The organism is Amycolatopsis regifaucium, assembly GCF_001613935.1.
In the GTDB taxonomy this organism is placed as follows: Bacteria; Actinomycetota; Actinomycetes; order Mycobacteriales; family Pseudonocardiaceae; genus Amycolatopsis; species Amycolatopsis regifaucium.
This window is the reverse complement of sequence record NZ_LQCI01000003.1, coordinates 597,295-613,192: the sequence shown is the minus strand read 5'-3', so window position 1 is coordinate 613,192 and position 15,898 is coordinate 597,295. Positions and strand designations below refer to the sequence as shown.

Below are 15,898 nucleotides of genomic sequence, written 5' to 3'. Positions count from 1 at the left end.
ACACCCTAGTGTGGCCGTGCCGCCTGCCAGACGATCTGGAAGCGCGCCCCGCCGTCGGGTGATTCGCCGACGCGCACCCGGCCACCGCGCCGCCGGACGGCCTCCGCCACCATCGCCAGCCCCAGCCCGGTGCCGCCGGAGGACCGCGCCCGCGAATCGGAAACGCGATAGAACCGGTCGAAGACGCGCTCCCGGTGTTCCGGCTCGATACCCGGCCCGTCGTCGTCGACCACCACCCGCACGGTGGAGCGCGTCGCGAGCACCGACACCACGATCTCCCCGCGCGCGTACCGGCAGGCATTGCGCAGCAGGTTGCTCAGCACCAGTTCGACCTCGGCGTGCGTGGCCAGCGCCCACGCGGTCCCGACGGTTCCGGTGACCCGGATGTCCGGCGCGTCCGGAGACGACCGCGCCAGCCGCGCGACCACCGCCCGCACCTCGCTCACCAGCTCGACCGGTTCCGGGGGCGGGACCTCCCCCGCGTCCGACCTCGCCAGCGCCAGCAACCCGTCGAGCAGCGAGGAAAGCCGTTCCGCTTCCTCGAGGATGTCCGACAGCGTCTCCTGGGCGAGGTCGGGATCGGGGTTGGTGACGGCGACCTCGGCCTGCACGCGGATCGACGCGACCGGCGACCGCAGTTCGTGCGCCGCGTCCCCGGTGAAGCGCCGCAGCCGTCCGGCACTCTCCTCCTGCCGGGCCAGCAGCGCGTTGAACTCTTCGGCCAGCGCGCGGAGTTCGTCGTGCGAATCCGGCAGCGGCAGCCGCGCGCCCGGCGGGAGCGCCCGCACCGACCCGCGCATCCGGGCCACCGGCCGCAGCGCGAACCGCACCAGCAGCCACGTCGCGATCCCCGCGCCCACCGCGCCGACGGACGCGACCACGAACAGCCAGAGACCACCTGAGTGCACGGCCGTCGCGAAACCGACCAGGCCCGCCCCCGCGACGACGAGCCGTTGCTGGCCGTCGGGCGCGGTGACCACGGTCCCGGCCCACCGCCAGCTGTGCTCGCCGCCGGTCGTGACCGACTCCCCCGCCTTCAGCGCGCGGACCTCGGCGGGACCGAGTTTCGCGGGCGGCAGGCCGTCCACCGGCCCGCCCCCGGTGTCGAGGACGCGGACGGTGACCGCCGATCCCGACGGCGTCCTGCCCGCGGCGACGTCGGCGGTCGCGGTCGCCAGCTGGGCACCGAGTTCGTCGTCGACCGAGCCGATGAGCAGCGGCCGGAGATTGTCACCGGCGACCGCCGCCAGCCCGAGCAGGAAACCGAGCGTGACCGCGGCCGCGAGCAGGGTGATCCGGACCTGGAGCGAACGGCGGCGCCACCAAGACGGCGAGCCGATCACCCCTGTCCCGCCGGAGCGATGACTTCGTCGAGCTGCGCGTCGGAAGCGAGGTAACCGTGACCGCGCACGGTCCGGACCAGCGCGCCGGCGCCGACGGCGTCGAGTTTGCGGCGCACGTAACCGACGTAGACCTCGACGACGTTGCGGGTCGCGGCCTGTTCGTCACCCCAGACCGCGCGGAGCAGCTCGTCCTTGGTCACCACCGTGCCCGCCCGGCCCGCCAGCACTTCGAGCAGCGCGAACTCGCGGGGACTGAACGCGACCTCGACGCCGTCGTAGCGGACCTGCCGCAGGCTTCGGTCGACTTCGAGCGCGCCGATCCGCAGCGGGCCGCGGATCGCGTCCGGCGAGGCACGCCGCAGTACCGCGCGCACCTGCGCGACCAGGACGACGAACGAGAACGGCTTCACGAGATATCCGTCGGCGCCGAGGTCGAGACCGTCGGCCTGGTCGACCTCGCCGTCCTTCGCGGAGATCATCAGCACCGGCGTGGTCACGCCGACCGCGCGCAGCCGTTCGAGCACGCGGTAGCCGGAAAGCCCCGGAAGCATGATGTCGAGCAGGACGACGTCGAAGGAGCCTGTCTGGGCGAGCCGCAGGCCGCTGGGCCCGTCCGCCGCCGTGACCACGTCCATGTCCTCGGCGCGCAATCCGCGCTGCAGGGCTTTGCGCACACCGGGTTCGTCGTCGACCACCAGTACTCGAGGTTTCACGTCACTCATCATTCACGGTTTCACCAGCTCACGCGCGAGCTCTCAGCGCCATCTCAGCTCCGGCGGTGGAGTCTGAGTGGTATCTCAGCGTTTCCGGGGAAGCGTTGTCGCCAGGACCCGGGGCACACTCGGAGTTCGGGGAAACAGGGAGAGACAGCATGGATCCGAAGAGGAAGGCCATCACCGCGGCGGTGGTGGGGACGGCGCTGGGCGTCGGCGGGCTCGCCGTCGTCGCGATGCCGGCCACCGCGGGTGACGCGCCCGTCTTGCCGCAGATCAGCGCCGAAGAGCTGGTGCGGTCGACGCTCAACGCGAAACCGATGGCATTCGACGGGAAGGTCAAGGTCGACAACGACCTGGGCCTGCCCGCGGTCGGCAGGACGCTGCCCGGCGCGTCGGCGCTCAGCATCGACTCGGCGCAGGTCTCGACCGACGGCGCGGGCAAGAGCAAGATGTCGCTCACCGAGGGCTCCAGCCAGCAGACCATCGTCCGGAACGGGGAGACCGTCTGGGAGTACAACTCCAAGGACAACTCCGCCACCAAGATCACGATTCCGCCGGAATTGGCCAAGGAGCACAAGAACAAGTCCGACGGTCAGGCCGTCGACCCGGCCACGGTTGCCTCGGAACTGCTCGGCAAGGTGCGGGAGAGCAGCACGATCGCCGTCGACGGGACGTCGTCGGTCGCCAACCGCGCCGCGTACGAACTGGTGCTGACGCCGAAGCCGACCGAGCGGACGCTCCTGCGTGAGATCCGGGTCGCGATCGACGAGCAGACGCGGATGCCGCTGCGCGTGACGGTGCTGGCCAACGGCACCTCTTCGCCGGCGTTCGAGGCTTCGTTCAGCGAGATCAACTTCGCGAACCAGCCCGCGTCGAACTTCGAGTTCACCCCGCCGAAGGGCGCGAAGGTGACCGAGAAGACCGCCGAGATCGACCCGAAGGACCGTGAGCTCGCCGCGCAGGCGAAGAGCGAGGTCAAGGCCGTCGGCGACGGCTGGGACACCGCGATCACCGGCAAGATCCCGGCCGACGCGCTGGCGAAGGTCGGAACCGCGAAGGACGGCGAAGGCAACCAGGTCGACCCGAAGGCGCTGCTCTCGCGGTTCGCCAAGCCGGTCAGCGGTGCCTGGGGCAGTGGCTGGCTGGTGACCACCAAGGTCGGCACCGGCGTGCTGACCGACGACGGCCGCTACGCCGTCGGCGCGGTGCCGGAGCAGGTTCTCTTCGAGGCATTGGCCGCGAAGTGACCACCACGTTCGAAGCCGGGGCGGACGTCTCCACGGAGGCGTCCGCTCCGGCGGTACCCATGGCGGCCCGCACCAGGGGCCTGCGCAAGGTCTACGGCCGCACGGTGGCCGTGGACCACGTCGACCTCGACGTTCCCGACGGCGCCGTGCTGGGGATGCTCGGCCCCAACGGTTCGGGCAAGACGACGACCATCCGGATGCTGCTCGGCCTGGTCCGCCCGACCGAGGGCGAGGTCGAACTCTTCGGCAAGCGGATGCCCGACGAGGCGGCGCACGCGCTGCCCGACGTCGGGGCCCTGGTCGAAGGGCCGGGCTTCCACCCTTTTCTTTCCGGACGGGAGAACCTGCTGCGCGTGGCCGCGGCCGAGCCGAGACTGGCGTCGGCCGGGATCCCCGGCGCCGTCGACGCGGCGCTTGAGCGGGTCGGCCTGACCGCCGCCTCGAACCGGCGCTACAAAGGGTATTCGCTGGGCATGAAACAGCGGATGGGGCTGGCGAGCGCGCTGCTCGTACCGCGGCGGATGGTCGTGCTCGACGAGCCGACCAACGGCCTCGACCCGGCCGGGACCAGGGAGATCCGCCGGATCATCGGCGAACTGCACGCCGACGGCGTCACCGTCGTGGTGTCGTCGCATCTACTGGCCGAAGTCGAAGCGACCTGCACGCACGTCGCGGTGCTCCAGTCGGGGAACGTGATCGCCCAGGGCGAGCTCGCCGAACTGCTGGAGTCGGGGAACGCGGCGCTGCTGGTGCGGACGCCGGACGCCGAACTCGCGGTGGAAACGCTGCGGGAGAACAGGATCGGCAGCAGGCTCACACCGGACGGCGTCCGGGTGGACCTCACCGCCGCCGAAGCTCCCGACGTGCTGCGGCATCTCGTGACGGCCGGGGTGGCCGTCCACGAGGCGGCACGGGCACGGACCGGACTCGAGGACCTGTTCGCCAGGCTGACCCAGCCCGAGTCCACTGTGGACACCGAGGGGGAATCGTGACCCACGCCCTGGCCGCGGCACCCGCGGCACGGACCGGCCAGGACAGTGTCGGCCTGCTCCGGTTGTACCGCGCCGAACTGCGCTGGATCTTCCGGCGGCCCCGCACCCTGGCCGTACTGGGACTGCTCGCGCTGATACCGGTGATCATCGGCGTCGCGCTCACGCTCGTCGACGCTTCGGAAACCAGCGGCGGGCAGGACGGTGCGTTGCTCGCCTCCGCGGTCAACAACGGGTTCATCCTGCCGGTCGCCGCGCTCACCATGACGCTGGCGTTGCTGCTCCCGCTCGCCTCGGCGATGGCCGGGGCGGACGCGATCGCCGGCGAAGCGGCTCACGGCACCTTGCGTGGCTGGCTGGTCGCCCCGGTCGGCCGCGGCAGGCTGCTGGCGATCAAGGCGTTCGGCGTCGCGACGGTTTCGACGATCGCCGTGCTGGCCATGACCTTCACCGGGTTTGTCACCGGGCTCATCATCAGCGGTACCGATTCGATGTTCACCCTCACCGGCTCGACACTGAGCGTCTGGGACGCGCTGGGCCGCATCCTGCTCGTGGCGGCGTGGGTGATCCTGCAGTTGTGGGCGGTCGGCGCGGTCGCGCTCGCGATCTCGTCGTTCACCGAACATCCGATGCTGGTCGTCGCTTCGGTGCTGGCCGGGACGATCGTGTTCACCATCCTCGGCGTGCTGGACGCGGTTTCGTGGCTGCATCCGTTCCTGCTCAACGAGAACTGGTCCCAGGCACCGGCTTCTGTGCTGATGGACCCCATCGACACCGCGATGCTCGGCGAGGGCGCGCTGCGCGCCGCCTGCTACATCGCCATCGGCCTGTCGATCGCCTACGCGCGCCTGACGACGCGGGACGGCTGACCCGTCGTTCCGTGAAGGCCTCCTTCACTACCTTCAGGGTAGGGAAGGAGGCCTTCACGGCGTTGAGGCGCGGTAGGATCTGAGTTCCTCTTGCGAGGGAGCGTGACATGTTCGAGGTAGGAGCCGTCAAGTGGTCCGGGGCAGGCTGCCTGGTCGGGCCCTTGCTGTTGCTCGGACTCGCCGTCGGCGTCGTCTTCCAGGGACTGTTCGACGGGAAGACCCTGGTCACCGACATAGCGTGGGTGGCGGGATTCGTACTCAGCGCCATCCTGATCCGGGTGATCGGCCGCAGGCTGAACAGGTACGGCACCGTGCACACCCTCTACGATTCGCCGATGGAGGGCTACGCGTGGCTGGCGATCGCATGCGCCGCCCTGACCCTCGGCCTGGTCCTGCTCATCCGCTTAGTCGCCGTCTGACCACGCGACCCCGCGTTTCGTCCTCTAAATGCGGTAGTTGGGTAAGCGAACTACCGCGTTCAGAGGACGAAACGCGGGAGTTGGGCGACGCCGTCGGGGTCCAGCGCGAGCCGGACGGTGTCGCCGGGACGCAGGTCGGCCGTCACCGGCGCGACGGCGTCCACAGTGGACAGATCGCCGCCGGGCGCGATCACGAGCCGGACGTGTTCCCGCCGGTGCACCACCGCCGTGACCTCGCCCTCGACCCCGGTTTCCGAAACCCGCAGGCCGTGCGGCCGTAACCCTAGCCGCACCGCGCCGTCCTTGACGTCGGGAAGCATGACGTCGCCGAGTACGGTCCGCACCGTGCCGCCGGACGCCTCACCGTCGACGAAGGTCGTCACGCCGAGGAACCGCGCCACTCCCTCGTCCACCGGCTGCCGCCAGACCCGGCGCACCGCGCCCTCCTGCCGGATCTCGCCGCCGTCGAGGACGGCGACCCGGTCGGCGAGCGTGAACGCCTCTTCCTGATCGTGCGTGACCAGCAGCGCGGTGATCTTGCTGCGCCTCAGCAACGCCGCGAGGTCGATCGCGAGCTGCTCCCGCAATCCGGCGTCCAAACCGGACAGTGGCTCGTCCAGCAGCAGCAACCGCGGTTCGGGCGCCAGTGCCCGGGCCAGCGCCACTCGCTGCGCCTGCCCGCCGGACAACTCGGTCACCCGCCGTCGCTCATACCCGCTCAGCCCGACCAGGTCCAGCAGGGCGCGGACCCGCTCGGCGTGCTCGGCGCGCGGGACGTCGTGCATCCGCAGGCCGAACGCGATGTTCGAGGCCACGTCCTTGTGCGGGAACAGCTGCCCGTCCTGGAACACCAGCCCGAACCCCCGCCGGTGCACCGGCACCCTGGCGAGATCCTCGCCGTCCCAGCGCACAGTGCCCGCAGTCAGCGGCTCCAGCCCGGTGATGGCCCGCAACAGCGTCGACTTCCCCGAGCCGGACGGGCCGAGCAGGGCGAGCACCTCCCCGTCGGCGATGTCCAGCGCGGCCTCCTTCACCGCCGCGAAAGGTCCATAGTTGACGGTCAGATCCCGTACCGACAGCGACACTAGAACTCCCCTACCGAATTCTGCCCGCGGACCGCGCCGAACCGGTCGATCAGCACCACCGCCGCCACGGTCACGATCATGAGCAGCGCGCAGGCCGCGTAGGCCATCTGGTTGTTCAGTTCGCCCGGCCGCGAGATCAGCGTCGCGACGGCCACCGGCAACGTCGGCGCGTCCGGCCTGGCCAGGAAACTCGTGGCGCCGAATTCGCCGAGCGCGACCACGTAACCGAAGCCCGCCGCCGCGACCAGCGAACGCGCGGTCAACGGGAGATCGATTTCGCGCCACACCCGGGCGGGGCTCGCGCCGAGCGTCGAGGCGGCCTGCCGCAGCCGGACGTCGACCGAGCGCAGCACCGGCAGCACCATCCGCACGATCAGCGGGATGATCACCAGGGCCTGAGCGAGCGGGACCAGCAGCGGCGACGTCCGCAGGTCGCCGGGAAGCGCGTCGAGCGTCACGAGATAACCGAAACCGACGGTCACCGCGGACACGCCCAGCGGCAGCATCAACGCCGCGTCCATCGTCTCGCCCATCCCCCGCGCCAGCCTGCCCGGCGTGCGCCGCAGGGCCACCAGCACGACCGAAGCCAGCACCCCGACGATCATCGCGAGCATCGTCGCGTCGAACGCCGTCCGCAGCGACATCGACGCCGCGTCCCAGCCCGAAACCTGGAGCGCGCCACGGGATCCTCGACCGCCGAGCGCTCCGTACCCCGCCAGGCTCCAACCGTCCGAAGTGGACACGGATTCGACGAGGAGCGCCACGATCGGCGTCATGAGCAAGGCGATCACCGCCAGCCCCGCGCCGACGGCCCACCATTCACCACCGCGAGGACGGCGGACGGTCTCACTCCGGGAGCGCAGCCGCACCGCGTTCTCGCGGCGACGCCTGGCCAGTGCGCCGACGACGAGCGCGGCGACGACGGCGGCGAACTGCACCAGCGACAGCGCGGCCGCGCCGGAAAGGTCGAGCAGTTCGACCGTGCGCAGGTAGATCTCCGTCTCCAGGGTCCGGAACTTCGCCCCGCCGAGAATGAGCACGACCCCGAAACTGGTGGCACAGAACAGGAACACGACCGCCGCGGCCGACGCGACGGCAGGCGCGAGCGCGGGCAGCGTCACTACGCGGAAGGCGCGCCACGGCGACGCGCCGAGTGCCCGCGCCGCGTCGACGGTGCGCGGGTCGAGATGGCTCCACAGACCCGAAACCGTGCGCGCGACGACGGCGACGTTGAAGAAGGCGTTGGCCAGCACCAACGGCAGCAGTCCGCCGTCCGGCCAAAGCGCGCGGAACGCCAGGCCCACCACGACCGTCGGCAGCACGAACGGCACCAGAACCAGCGTCCGGACCAGCGACACGCCGGGCAGCCGCACCCGGGCCAGCAGGAACGCCACCGGCAGACCCGCCAGCACCGCGACGATCGTCGACGCGCCGGCACTGGCGACGGTGAACCCGGCGAGCTTCCAGGTCAGCGGGTCTCCGATGGTCGCGCCGACCCCGCCCGAGCCGAAACCACGGGCGACGATCGCCGCGACCGGCCAGGCGAAGAAGACCACGAGGAAGCCGAGCGGCAGCACGGCGAGTGCGGCCAACCCGGCTCCGCGGGAAGTCAGCCCAGCAGTCTTCAGCCCTCGAAGAGAGTGCGCCACTGGGCGATCCACTGCTCACGCCCGGCTTGGATCTTGGCCGGTTCGAGCGTCTTCGGCTGCTGCGGCAGCGGCGCGGCCTGCGCCCAGCCCTGCGGCAGTTCGACGCCCTGGCGTGCCGGGTAGACGTACATGTTGCTCGCCACGGTCACCTGGAACTGCTGGGACAGCAGGAAGTCCACGACCTTGCGGGCCTTCTCGACCTGCTTGCCGCCCGCCAGCACGCCCGCGTACTCGACCTGGCGGTAGCAGGTGTCCAGCAGCGCCTTCGTGCGCGGCTTGCCGTCTTCGCCGAGCTCGGCGGCGGGCGACGACGCGTAGGAGACGACGATCGGCCGCGGCCCCTTGCCGGAGGAACCGGAGAATTCCTTGGTGTAGGCCTCTTCCCAGCCGCTGACCGTCTTGAGCCCGTTGGCCTTCAGCTGCGTCCAGTACCCCTCCCAGCCCTGGTCCCCGAACTGGGCGACGGTGCCGAGCAGGAACGCCAGGCCCGGCGACGACGTCGCGGGGCTCTCGGCGACCATCAGGTCCTTGTACTTGGCGTCGGCGAGGTCCGCGAACGACTTCGGCTCCGGGAGGCCCTTGTCCGCGAAGTAGCGGGTGTCGATGTTGACGCAGACGTCACCGAGGTCGACCGCGGAGAGCCGGTGCCCGGGGTCGATGGAGTACCGCTGCGGGCCGCGATCGGCTTCCGGGCTGGTGTACTGCTCGAAAACGCCCTCGGAGAGCGCGCGGGAGGCGAACGTCGAGTCGATGCCGTACGCGACGTCGCCGATCGGGTTCGCCTTGGTCAGCACCAATTTGTTGGTCAGCGCGCCCGCGTCGCCCTGCTTGAGCACGGAGATCTTGATCCCGGACTGCCGCTCGAAGGCGTCGAGGACCTCCTGCGGGGCGAGCCACGAATCGTGCGTCACGAGCGTGACCGTCGTCGGTCCCTGCGGGTCCTCTCCGGAGTTCCCGGAGAGTGAGCAGCCCGCGACGAGGGCGGCCACCGTGCCAGCCGCAACGAGCGTGCGGAGGGCGCGTTTCATCTAGCCTCCTGCGTTTTCCTGGGGGACCCGTGGCAAACGTGCAGCGTAGCCGACGGCGTACCACCATGGAGTCATGGCGGAAATCTTGAACGACACGCAGGCCGACGAAGCCGTGACGCAGCTCTCCGGCTGGACCCGCGACGGTGTCACCATCGAGCGGACGGCGAAGCTGCCGAGCTTCCCGAAGGCCATCGAAGCGGTGGACAAGGTGGCCGAACTGGCGGAGGCGGCCGACCACCATCCCGACATCGACATCCGCTGGCGGACGGTGACGTTCCGACTCAGCACCCATTCCGCCGGAGGGCTGACGGAGAAGGACTTCGCGCTTGCGTCGCAGATCGACGGGGTACTCGCCGCCGTGTGACGTCCGCGACGATCACGCCACGTCGCCGCTTCTCGGACGTCCTTCCAGTAGGAACAACGAGAAAGGACGAGTGATGACGCAAGCGATCGTGGTGGGCTTCTCGGCATTCGGCACGATGGTGGCGGCCGCGGCCGGAGTGCTCTGGTACACGGCGCGAGGGCGGCATCACCAGCAGGATCAGTGATCTTGATCACAGCGGCCTGCCGAAGGTAACGCGAAGCCTGATCAACGCGCTGTTCACGACGGACCTGTCGCTTCTCTCCCCCGGGGAACCGCCGTGAACAACGCCTCCATCACCGCCGCCCAGCGCGCCTGGGTGACCGCCTTCGCCACCGCGATCACGCTGCTGACGATCTTGGTGCTGGGTCTTCTCGGCTAGCTTTTTATCCTGAGTACGCCTCGCGGGCGGCGACAAGCTCCGGAAGGTGCTTCGCCGCCCACTCGCGGCACGCCTCGATCGGCTCGAACAACGTCCGGCCGAGCGAGGTGAGCTCGTACTCCACTCGCGGCGGCGTCTCGTCGTACGCCGTCCGCGTGATCATGCCGTCGCGCTCCAAGGCCCTCAGGGTTTCCGTGAGAACCTTCGATGTGACGCCCCGCAGCGGCACCCGCAGCTCGGAGAACCGGCGCGATCCTTCCTCCAGGCACAGCACGACCAGACCCGCCCACTTGTCGCCGATCCGGAACGGCGTCAGCTTCGACGGGCAACCGGGCGCGAACATGTCGGGACTCAACGGCTTCACCCGTTCGAAGTTACCCTCGTCCACGCCGCCAGTTCGGCCGCGGCTTCCCGATAGGTACGCGAGCCGGTGGACATCGCGATCACCAGGTCGTAGGCGTCGTCTTCCGGCGCGTCGAGATCGTGGCCGTTGAGCCCGTAGAAGACGAACGTCGCCATCCAGGAAAGACGCTTGTTGCCGTCGATGAGCGGGTGGTTGCGAACGACCGACTCCAACAGGACCGCGGCTTTTTCGTGCAGCGTCGGATACGCGTCCCGGCCCATCAACGAAGCCTGCGGACGATGCGCGGCGGAGTCGAGCAACCCGAGGTCACGAACCTTGGGCACCCGGAGATCTTCAGCGAGCGTCAGGAGGTCTTCGACGGTGAGATACTCGATCACTGGGCGAGGCGGTCGAGCAGTGCGGCATAGCGCTCTCGGCCGTCCTTCGACAGCGCGCGGACACGATCATCGCGAACGCGGCGTCCGGCGGCCTCGATGATGGCGCGAACCGTGGCTTCGTGCTTGCTCACGCCGTCGGCCTCGGCCAGCAAGGCGAGCGCGCGCTCCTGCTCGTCGTTCAACCTCAGGGTCATGGCCACGCCGTCGATGATACCACTCTGGTAGCACGTGCTGCGCGTATCTTCCCCGGGTGAGCGTCGAGACCCTCGGAGACTCCGACCACCGCCAGGTATGGCACCGCTTCTACGCGGACTTCGCCTTCCGGCCCAGCACGAACCGGTTCCAGTGGCCCGGGATCAGCGAGCCGCCGGGTTCGGTGACCTGGAGCCTGACCGCCCTCGACGACGACCCGGAGTACCTGCTGCTGGACCGGCTGGTTTCCGTGGTCCGACGGGGTCTGACCGCCTGCGCCGACGAGCTGTACGCGCTCGATTGGCACCACGACGCGTACCGGTTCCCGACCGCCGCGGAAGACTGGCCGCTCAGCCCGTTCCCGGACGGCGACTACTACATCTACCTCACGCCGGACTTCCGGCTCGGCACGTTCGGGCATCCGTGGGAGTACACGCTCTGCGTATTCGGCGACGAACTGGTGACCGCGATTTCGGCGGAACTCACCGCAGTCCTCGGCGAACCCCTACGCAGGTCCGCGTAGGAGTGATCGGCGCCCTCGCTGAAGCGGAAAAAGGGGACGATCGGAGGTTGCTCTCCGGGCCGCGCGTCTCTTAGCTACTCGAACGAAGGTTTCCCGAGAAGTGAGGGGTGTTCCATGGCAGGTCTGCGCAGGCGTGAGGTGCTCGCGGGCGCGGTGGCACTGGCGGGCGCGGCGACGATCGGGCTGAACCCCGGCACCGCCGCCGCGGCCACGCAACAGCGTCCGGGCGCGCAGTTCCCGCCGTCGCTGGACTTCGGCGACTATCCCGTGGTCGCCCGGGTCCGGTCGCGGCGGGCGCTGGAGCATCTGCGGGTGCTCAGCGACCGGATCGGTCCGCGCATCGCCGGCACCGAAGGCGAACTGCGTGCCAAGGACTACATCGCGAAGGTGCTGCGTGACCTGCGCTACCAGGTCACGGTGCAGCCGTTCCCGATCGCCGACAAGTTCCTGGGTGCCCTGTCGATCGGACGCGACAGCTGGCAGACCGGCTCGTCGCCGCAGGGCGCGCAGGACGTCACGCGCGAAGCGGTCGTCGTCGACGCCGGAGACGGGACCACCCTGCCCGATGACCTGACCGGCAAGATCGTGCTGATCGCGGCCGTGGCGAACAAGGCGGACGCCTACCTGACGGCCGCGCAGCGCGGTGCCGTCGCCGTACTGCTCGGCCGCATCGGCGCCGACCCGGCACGCAAGCTGTCGGCGTTCTCCCCGACGCTCGCCACCCCGGTCACCATCCCGGTGCTCGGGCTGGCCCAGGTCCAGGTGGAGCGCCTGCGTGAACGCCTGGCCAAGGGCTCGGTGACGGTGAAGGCGTCGGCCGTCCACCACAAGAACCTGACCTCGCACAACATCATCGCCGAACGCCCGGCCACATTCCCCGGCAAGGACGACGGCGTGGTCATGGTGACCGCGCACTACGACAGCGTCCCCGGCTCTCCCGGCGCGAACGACGACGGCAGCGGCACCGTGCTGTGCCTCGAACTCGCACGCGTCCTGCGGTATCTGCCGACGAACAAGACGCTGCGGTTCGCGCTGTGGGGCTCGGAGGAGTACGGGCTGATCGGTTCGCGGCACTACGTGTCGCAGCTGTCCGATCCGGAGGCGAAGCGGATCGCGGGCTGCTTCCAGAACGACATGGTCGCCACCAGCTGGGACCCGGCGATCACCTACTGGCTGCTTTCGGTCGACGGTGCCGACAACGCCACGACCGCGGCCGTCAACGCCGCCGCCAAGCGGCTCGGCTACGACCCGCGGGTCAAGGGCCCGGTCGCACGCGGTTCGAGCGACCACGTGCCGTTCTTCGAGCGCGGGATCGCGTCGGGCAACTTCAGCTGGCGCGGCGAGGCCGGCCCGGCACTGCTGGAGCCGACCTACCACACGCCGGAAGACACCATCAAGGACAACGTTTCCCTTGAGCGGCTTCAGGTCTCGCTGGAGCTGATCGGGTCGGCGGCGTACAGTCTGCTGCGAAAGTAGAAGGACTCGTGAGTGATTTGGGTCGTTAGAACGAACCCTCTCTTAGATACCTACCCGCCACCTGCGGTCTTGCTCGCGTGACGTACATGATGGCCCCCTTCCTTGCGCTAGGCGCAAGGAAGGGGGCCTTCATGTACGGGGAAGGTGTGGAGGACTCCTTGAGGGCCTCCGCCCAAGAGTCCTTCACGGCCATGCGGCTACCGGGCTCACCCGCCGTACCACGACATCTCTAGACGTTGAAGCGGAACTCGACCACGTCGCCGTCGGCCATGACGTAGTCCTTGCCCTCCATGCGCACCTTGCCCGCGGACCGGGCGGCGGCCATGGAGCCGTGCTCGATCAGGTCCGCGTACGAGACGACCTCGGCCTTGATGAAGCCGCGTTCGAAGTCGGTGTGGATGACACCGGCGGCCTGCGGGGCCGTCGCGCCCTTCGGGATCGTCCAGGCGCGTGATTCCTTCGGCCCGGCGGTGAGGTACGTCTGCAGGCCGAGGGTGTGGAAACCGGCGCGCGCCAGCGAATAGAGGCCCGGTTCGTGCTGGCCGACGGACTCCAGCAGTTCGCGCACGGACTCTTCGTCGTCCAGTTCGAGCAGCTCGGACTCGACCTTGGCGTCGAGGAACACCGCGTCGGCCGGGGCGACCATCTTGGCCAGCTCGTCGCGACGGGACTCGTCGGTGAGGATGCCTTCGTCGGCGTTGAAGACGTAGAGGAACGGCTTCGTGGTGAGCAGGCTCAGCTCGCGCAGCGCCTCGAAGTCGACCTCCTTCTGCGCCTGGAACAGGGTCCGGCCCGAGTCGAGGATCTCCTTGGCCTTGACCGCGTTGTCGAGGGCGGGCTTGGCTTCCTTCTTGGTCCGCGCCTCCTTCTCGAGCCGGTGCAGCGCCTTGTCGAGCGTCTGCAGGTCGGCGAGGATCAGCTCGGTGTTGATCGTCTCGATGTCGCTCGCCGGGTCGATCCGGTCGTCGACGTGGATCACGTCCGGGTCGTCGAAGACGCGGACGACCTGGCAGATCGCGTTCGCCTCGCGGATGTTCGCGAGGAACTTGTTGCCGAGCCCCGCGCCTTCCGACGCGCCCTTCACGATGCCCGCGATGTCCACAAAGGACACGACGGCCGGGACGGTCCGCTCGGAGCCGAAGACCTTGGCGAGCTCGTCCAGCCGCGGGTCCGGCAGCGGCACGACGCCGACGTTGGGCTCGATCGTCGCGAACGGGTAGTTCGCGGCGAGCACGTCGTTGCGGGTCAGCGCGTTGAACAGGGTGGACTTGCCGACGTTGGGCAGGCCGACGATACCGAGGGTGAGACTCACGGGCCAGAAGTCTACGTGCCGCCCGCCGCCCGCTCCCGGTGCCGGTCGCCGAGGCCCGGATCGCCGTGTCGGATTTCCGCCAGCCGGGCCCTCGACCTGGTGGCACGATCGACGTCATGACCGAGCAGACGCTGGCCGAGCGGGCCGTGTGGCGTGACACCGAACGGTGTTACCGTGCCGTCGCCGCCCGTGATTCCCGCTTCGACGGACAGTTCATCATGGCCGTGCGCACCACCGGGATCTACTGCCGCCCGTCCTGCCCCGCGTCGACGCCGAAACCACAGAATGTCCGCTTCTACCCGACCTCGGCCGCCGCGCAGGCCAACGGCTTCCGCGCCTGCCGGCGCTGCCTCCCCGACGCCGTCCCCGGCTCACCCGACTGGGACATCCGGGCCGACCTCGCCGCACGGGCGATGCGGCTCATCTCGGACGGGACCGTCGAACGCGACGGCGTCCCGGGGCTCGCGCGGCGGCTCGGTTATTCCGAACGCCAGCTCGGGCGCGTCCTCACCGCGGAACTCGGGGCCGGACCGCTCGCGCTGGCCAGGGCGCACCGGGCGCATTCGGCCCGGCTGCTGATCGAGATGTCCGGGCTCCCGCTGACCGACGTCGCGTTCGCGGCGGGCTTCTCCAGTGTCCGCCAGTTCAACGAGACGATCCGCGAGGTGTTCGCGACGACGCCTTCGCAGCTTCGGGCCGCGAGCCTGCGCCGTCGCAGGGCCAAGGAATTGCCGACCGGGACCCGCCTGAGCCTGCGGCTGCCGTTCCGCAGACCCTTCGACGCCGCCGGGGTGCTGGACTTCCTGGCCGATCGGGCGGTACCCGGCGTCGAGCACCTGACGCGTGACGAGACCGGGGTGACCGGCTACGGGCGCACGCTGCGGCTGGCGCACGGCTCCGGCGTGGTGTGGCTGACGGCGAAGGACGACCACATCCTCTGCGACCTGCGGCTCACCGACCTGCGCGATCTGAGCAGCGCGGTGGCCAGGGTGCGGCGGCTGTTCGATCTCGACGCCGACCCCGAGGCGGTCACACGGGTCCTCGGGGCCGACCCGGCGCTCGCGCCGCTGGTCGAGGCGATCCCGGGAATCCGGGTGCCCGGCGCGGTCGACGGGGACGAACTCGTGCTGCGCGCGCTGCTGTCCACCGCCGAGGCGGCGTCACTCGCCGACGCCCTCGGCGAACGCGTGCCCAGCTGCGACGAGTCGCTGGAAGGGGTGACCACGGTGTTCCCGACGGCCGCGCAGGTCGCCGAACACGGCCCTGGGCGAGTGGCCGCGGTGGCCCGGGCGCTGGCGGAGGACGTTTCGGTCCACGTCGGCCGTGACCCGATGGAATTACGAGCTGAGCTGCTCGATCTGCCCGGAATCGGGCCGCGGACCGCGGACTACGTCCTGATGCGTGTGCTGGGCGCGCCGGACGTCCTCCTGACCGGTGATCCGGCGCTGCGCCGGGGAGCGGCCGCGCTGGGCATCGCCGACGACGAAAAGACGCTGGCCGAACGCGGACGGGCCTGGCAGCCATGGTCCTCGTACGCCGGCATGTACCTGTGGCGCGCTTGACCTC

At 69.9% G+C, this 15,898-nt stretch carries 17 protein-coding genes; 8 read left to right on the top strand and 9 right to left on the bottom strand.

Annotated elements, in window-relative coordinates; all coding sequences use genetic code 11:
- Positions 1–5 precede the first annotated feature (5 nt).
- Together AVL48_RS06720 and AVL48_RS06715 are read right to left on the bottom strand one after the other, a co-directional pair.
- Entirely contained in the window at positions 6–1,343 is a 1,338-nt protein-coding gene (locus tag AVL48_RS06720; RefSeq protein ID WP_061986014.1) for a sensor histidine kinase, read from the bottom strand.
- Positions 1,340–2,068 (bottom strand): response regulator transcription factor, encoded by a 729-nt coding sequence (locus tag AVL48_RS06715; RefSeq protein ID WP_061986016.1) that lies wholly within the window; start codon positions 2,066–2,068, stop codon positions 1,340–1,342. Before AVL48_RS06715 ends, AVL48_RS06720 begins: the two co-directional genes overlap by 4 nt.
- A gap of 146 nt (positions 2,069–2,214) precedes the next feature.
- Between AVL48_RS06715 and AVL48_RS06710 the strand changes: the two genes are divergently transcribed.
- The 4 genes from AVL48_RS06710 to AVL48_RS06695 all read left to right on the top strand — a co-directional run bounded on the left by AVL48_RS06710 (position 2,215) and on the right by AVL48_RS06695 (position 5,583).
- Entirely contained in the window at positions 2,215–3,306 is a 1,092-nt protein-coding gene (locus AVL48_RS06710) for a LolA family protein (protein WP_061986019.1), read from the top strand.
- Positions 3,303–4,298 (top strand): ABC transporter ATP-binding protein, encoded by a 996-nt coding sequence (locus tag AVL48_RS06705; RefSeq protein ID WP_061986021.1) that lies wholly within the window; start codon positions 3,303–3,305, stop codon positions 4,296–4,298. Before AVL48_RS06710 ends, AVL48_RS06705 begins: the two co-directional genes overlap by 4 nt.
- Entirely contained in the window at positions 4,295–5,164 is an 870-nt protein-coding gene (locus AVL48_RS06700; RefSeq protein WP_061986023.1) for an ABC transporter permease, read from the top strand. Before AVL48_RS06705 ends, AVL48_RS06700 begins: the two co-directional genes overlap by 4 nt.
- 107 nt (positions 5,165–5,271) lie before the next feature.
- On the top strand, positions 5,272–5,583 hold the full coding sequence (locus AVL48_RS06695; protein ID WP_061986025.1) for a hypothetical protein: 312 nt from the start codon (positions 5,272–5,274) through the stop codon (positions 5,581–5,583).
- Positions 5,584–5,642: 59 nt separating this feature from the next.
- Here the strand turns inward: AVL48_RS06695 and AVL48_RS06690 are convergent, their stop codons facing one another.
- From AVL48_RS06690 to AVL48_RS06680, 3 genes are read right to left on the bottom strand one after another with little or no spacing between them, the layout of a single operon-like run.
- Entirely contained in the window at positions 5,643–6,668 is a 1,026-nt protein-coding gene (locus AVL48_RS06690; protein ID WP_061986027.1) for an ABC transporter ATP-binding protein, read from the bottom strand.
- On the bottom strand, positions 6,668–8,281 hold the full coding sequence (locus tag AVL48_RS06685) for an ABC transporter permease (RefSeq protein WP_208616249.1): 1,614 nt from the start codon (positions 8,279–8,281) through the stop codon (positions 6,668–6,670). The genes AVL48_RS06690 and AVL48_RS06685 overlap by 1 nt, the downstream gene beginning before the upstream one ends.
- Before the next feature lie 11 nt (positions 8,282–8,292).
- Positions 8,293–9,345, bottom strand: coding sequence for a thiamine ABC transporter substrate-binding protein (locus AVL48_RS06680; protein ID WP_061986028.1), 1,053 nt, complete (start codon positions 9,343–9,345; stop codon positions 8,293–8,295).
- Between the two features lie 73 nt (positions 9,346–9,418).
- Between AVL48_RS06680 and AVL48_RS06675 the strand changes: the two genes are divergently transcribed.
- On the top strand, positions 9,419–9,709 hold the full coding sequence (locus tag AVL48_RS06675) for a 4a-hydroxytetrahydrobiopterin dehydratase (RefSeq protein ID WP_061986030.1): 291 nt from the start codon (positions 9,419–9,421) through the stop codon (positions 9,707–9,709).
- Positions 9,710–10,092: 383 nt separating this feature from the next.
- Here AVL48_RS06675 and AVL48_RS06670 read toward each other — a convergent pair whose 3' ends face one another.
- Genes AVL48_RS06670 through AVL48_RS06660 form a run of 3 tightly spaced genes read right to left on the bottom strand, consistent with a single transcriptional unit; the run spans position 10,093 to position 11,029 of the window.
- Positions 10,093–10,431: a winged helix-turn-helix transcriptional regulator gene (locus AVL48_RS06670; RefSeq protein ID WP_061986078.1), complete on the bottom strand. Its 339-nt coding sequence runs from the start codon at positions 10,429–10,431 to the stop codon at positions 10,093–10,095.
- Positions 10,432–10,448: 17 nt separating this feature from the next.
- Entirely contained in the window at positions 10,449–10,829 is a 381-nt protein-coding gene (locus tag AVL48_RS06665) for a type II toxin-antitoxin system death-on-curing family toxin (protein WP_061986032.1), read from the bottom strand.
- Positions 10,826–11,029, bottom strand: a complete 204-nt coding sequence (locus tag AVL48_RS06660; RefSeq protein WP_061986034.1) for a hypothetical protein — start codon at positions 11,027–11,029, stop codon at positions 10,826–10,828. The genes AVL48_RS06665 and AVL48_RS06660 overlap by 4 nt, the downstream gene beginning before the upstream one ends.
- Positions 11,030–11,079: 50 nt before the next feature.
- On the opposite strand from AVL48_RS06660, the gene AVL48_RS06655 reads away from it, so the two are divergent.
- Positions 11,080–11,544 (top strand): DUF2716 domain-containing protein, encoded by a 465-nt coding sequence (locus tag AVL48_RS06655; protein ID WP_061986036.1) that lies wholly within the window; start codon positions 11,080–11,082, stop codon positions 11,542–11,544.
- Between the two features lie 114 nt (positions 11,545–11,658).
- Positions 11,659–13,020, top strand: a complete 1,362-nt coding sequence (locus tag AVL48_RS06650; protein WP_061986038.1) for a M20/M25/M40 family metallo-hydrolase — start codon at positions 11,659–11,661, stop codon at positions 13,018–13,020.
- Positions 13,021–13,249: 229 nt separating this feature from the next.
- Here AVL48_RS06650 and ychF read toward each other — a convergent pair whose 3' ends face one another.
- On the bottom strand, positions 13,250–14,332 hold the full coding sequence (gene ychF, locus AVL48_RS06645; RefSeq protein ID WP_061986040.1) for a redox-regulated ATPase YchF: 1,083 nt from the start codon (positions 14,330–14,332) through the stop codon (positions 13,250–13,252).
- A gap of 116 nt (positions 14,333–14,448) precedes the next feature.
- Here ychF and AVL48_RS06640 point away from each other — a divergent pair, with 116 nt between their 5' ends.
- Complete coding sequence (locus AVL48_RS06640; RefSeq protein ID WP_061986080.1) at positions 14,449–15,894, top strand: DNA-3-methyladenine glycosylase 2 family protein; 1,446 nt, start codon at positions 14,449–14,451, stop codon at positions 15,892–15,894.
- Positions 15,895–15,898 lie beyond the last annotated feature (4 nt).

Excerpts from the sequence above, each read along its gene's own strand:
- AVL48_RS06675 (WP_061986030.1), top strand. The coding sequence starts at position 9,419 with ATGGCGGAAATCTTGAACGACACGCAGGCCGACGAAGCCGTGACGCAG.
- AVL48_RS06650 (WP_061986038.1), top strand. The coding sequence starts at position 11,659 with ATGGCAGGTCTGCGCAGGCGTGAGGTGCTCGCGGGCGCGGTGGCACTG.
- AVL48_RS06715 (WP_061986016.1), bottom strand. The coding sequence starts at position 2,068 with ATGATGAGTGACGTGAAACCTCGAGTACTGGTGGTCGACGACGAACCC.
- AVL48_RS06670 (WP_061986078.1), bottom strand. The coding sequence starts at position 10,431 with ATGTTCGCGCCCGGTTGCCCGTCGAAGCTGACGCCGTTCCGGATCGGC.
- AVL48_RS06710 (WP_061986019.1), top strand. The coding sequence starts at position 2,215 with ATGGATCCGAAGAGGAAGGCCATCACCGCGGCGGTGGTGGGGACGGCG.
- AVL48_RS06640 (WP_061986080.1), top strand. The coding sequence starts at position 14,449 with ATGACCGAGCAGACGCTGGCCGAGCGGGCCGTGTGGCGTGACACCGAA.
- AVL48_RS06680 (WP_061986028.1), bottom strand. The coding sequence starts at position 9,345 with ATGAAACGCGCCCTCCGCACGCTCGTTGCGGCTGGCACGGTGGCCGCC.
- AVL48_RS06695 (WP_061986025.1), top strand. The coding sequence starts at position 5,272 with ATGTTCGAGGTAGGAGCCGTCAAGTGGTCCGGGGCAGGCTGCCTGGTC.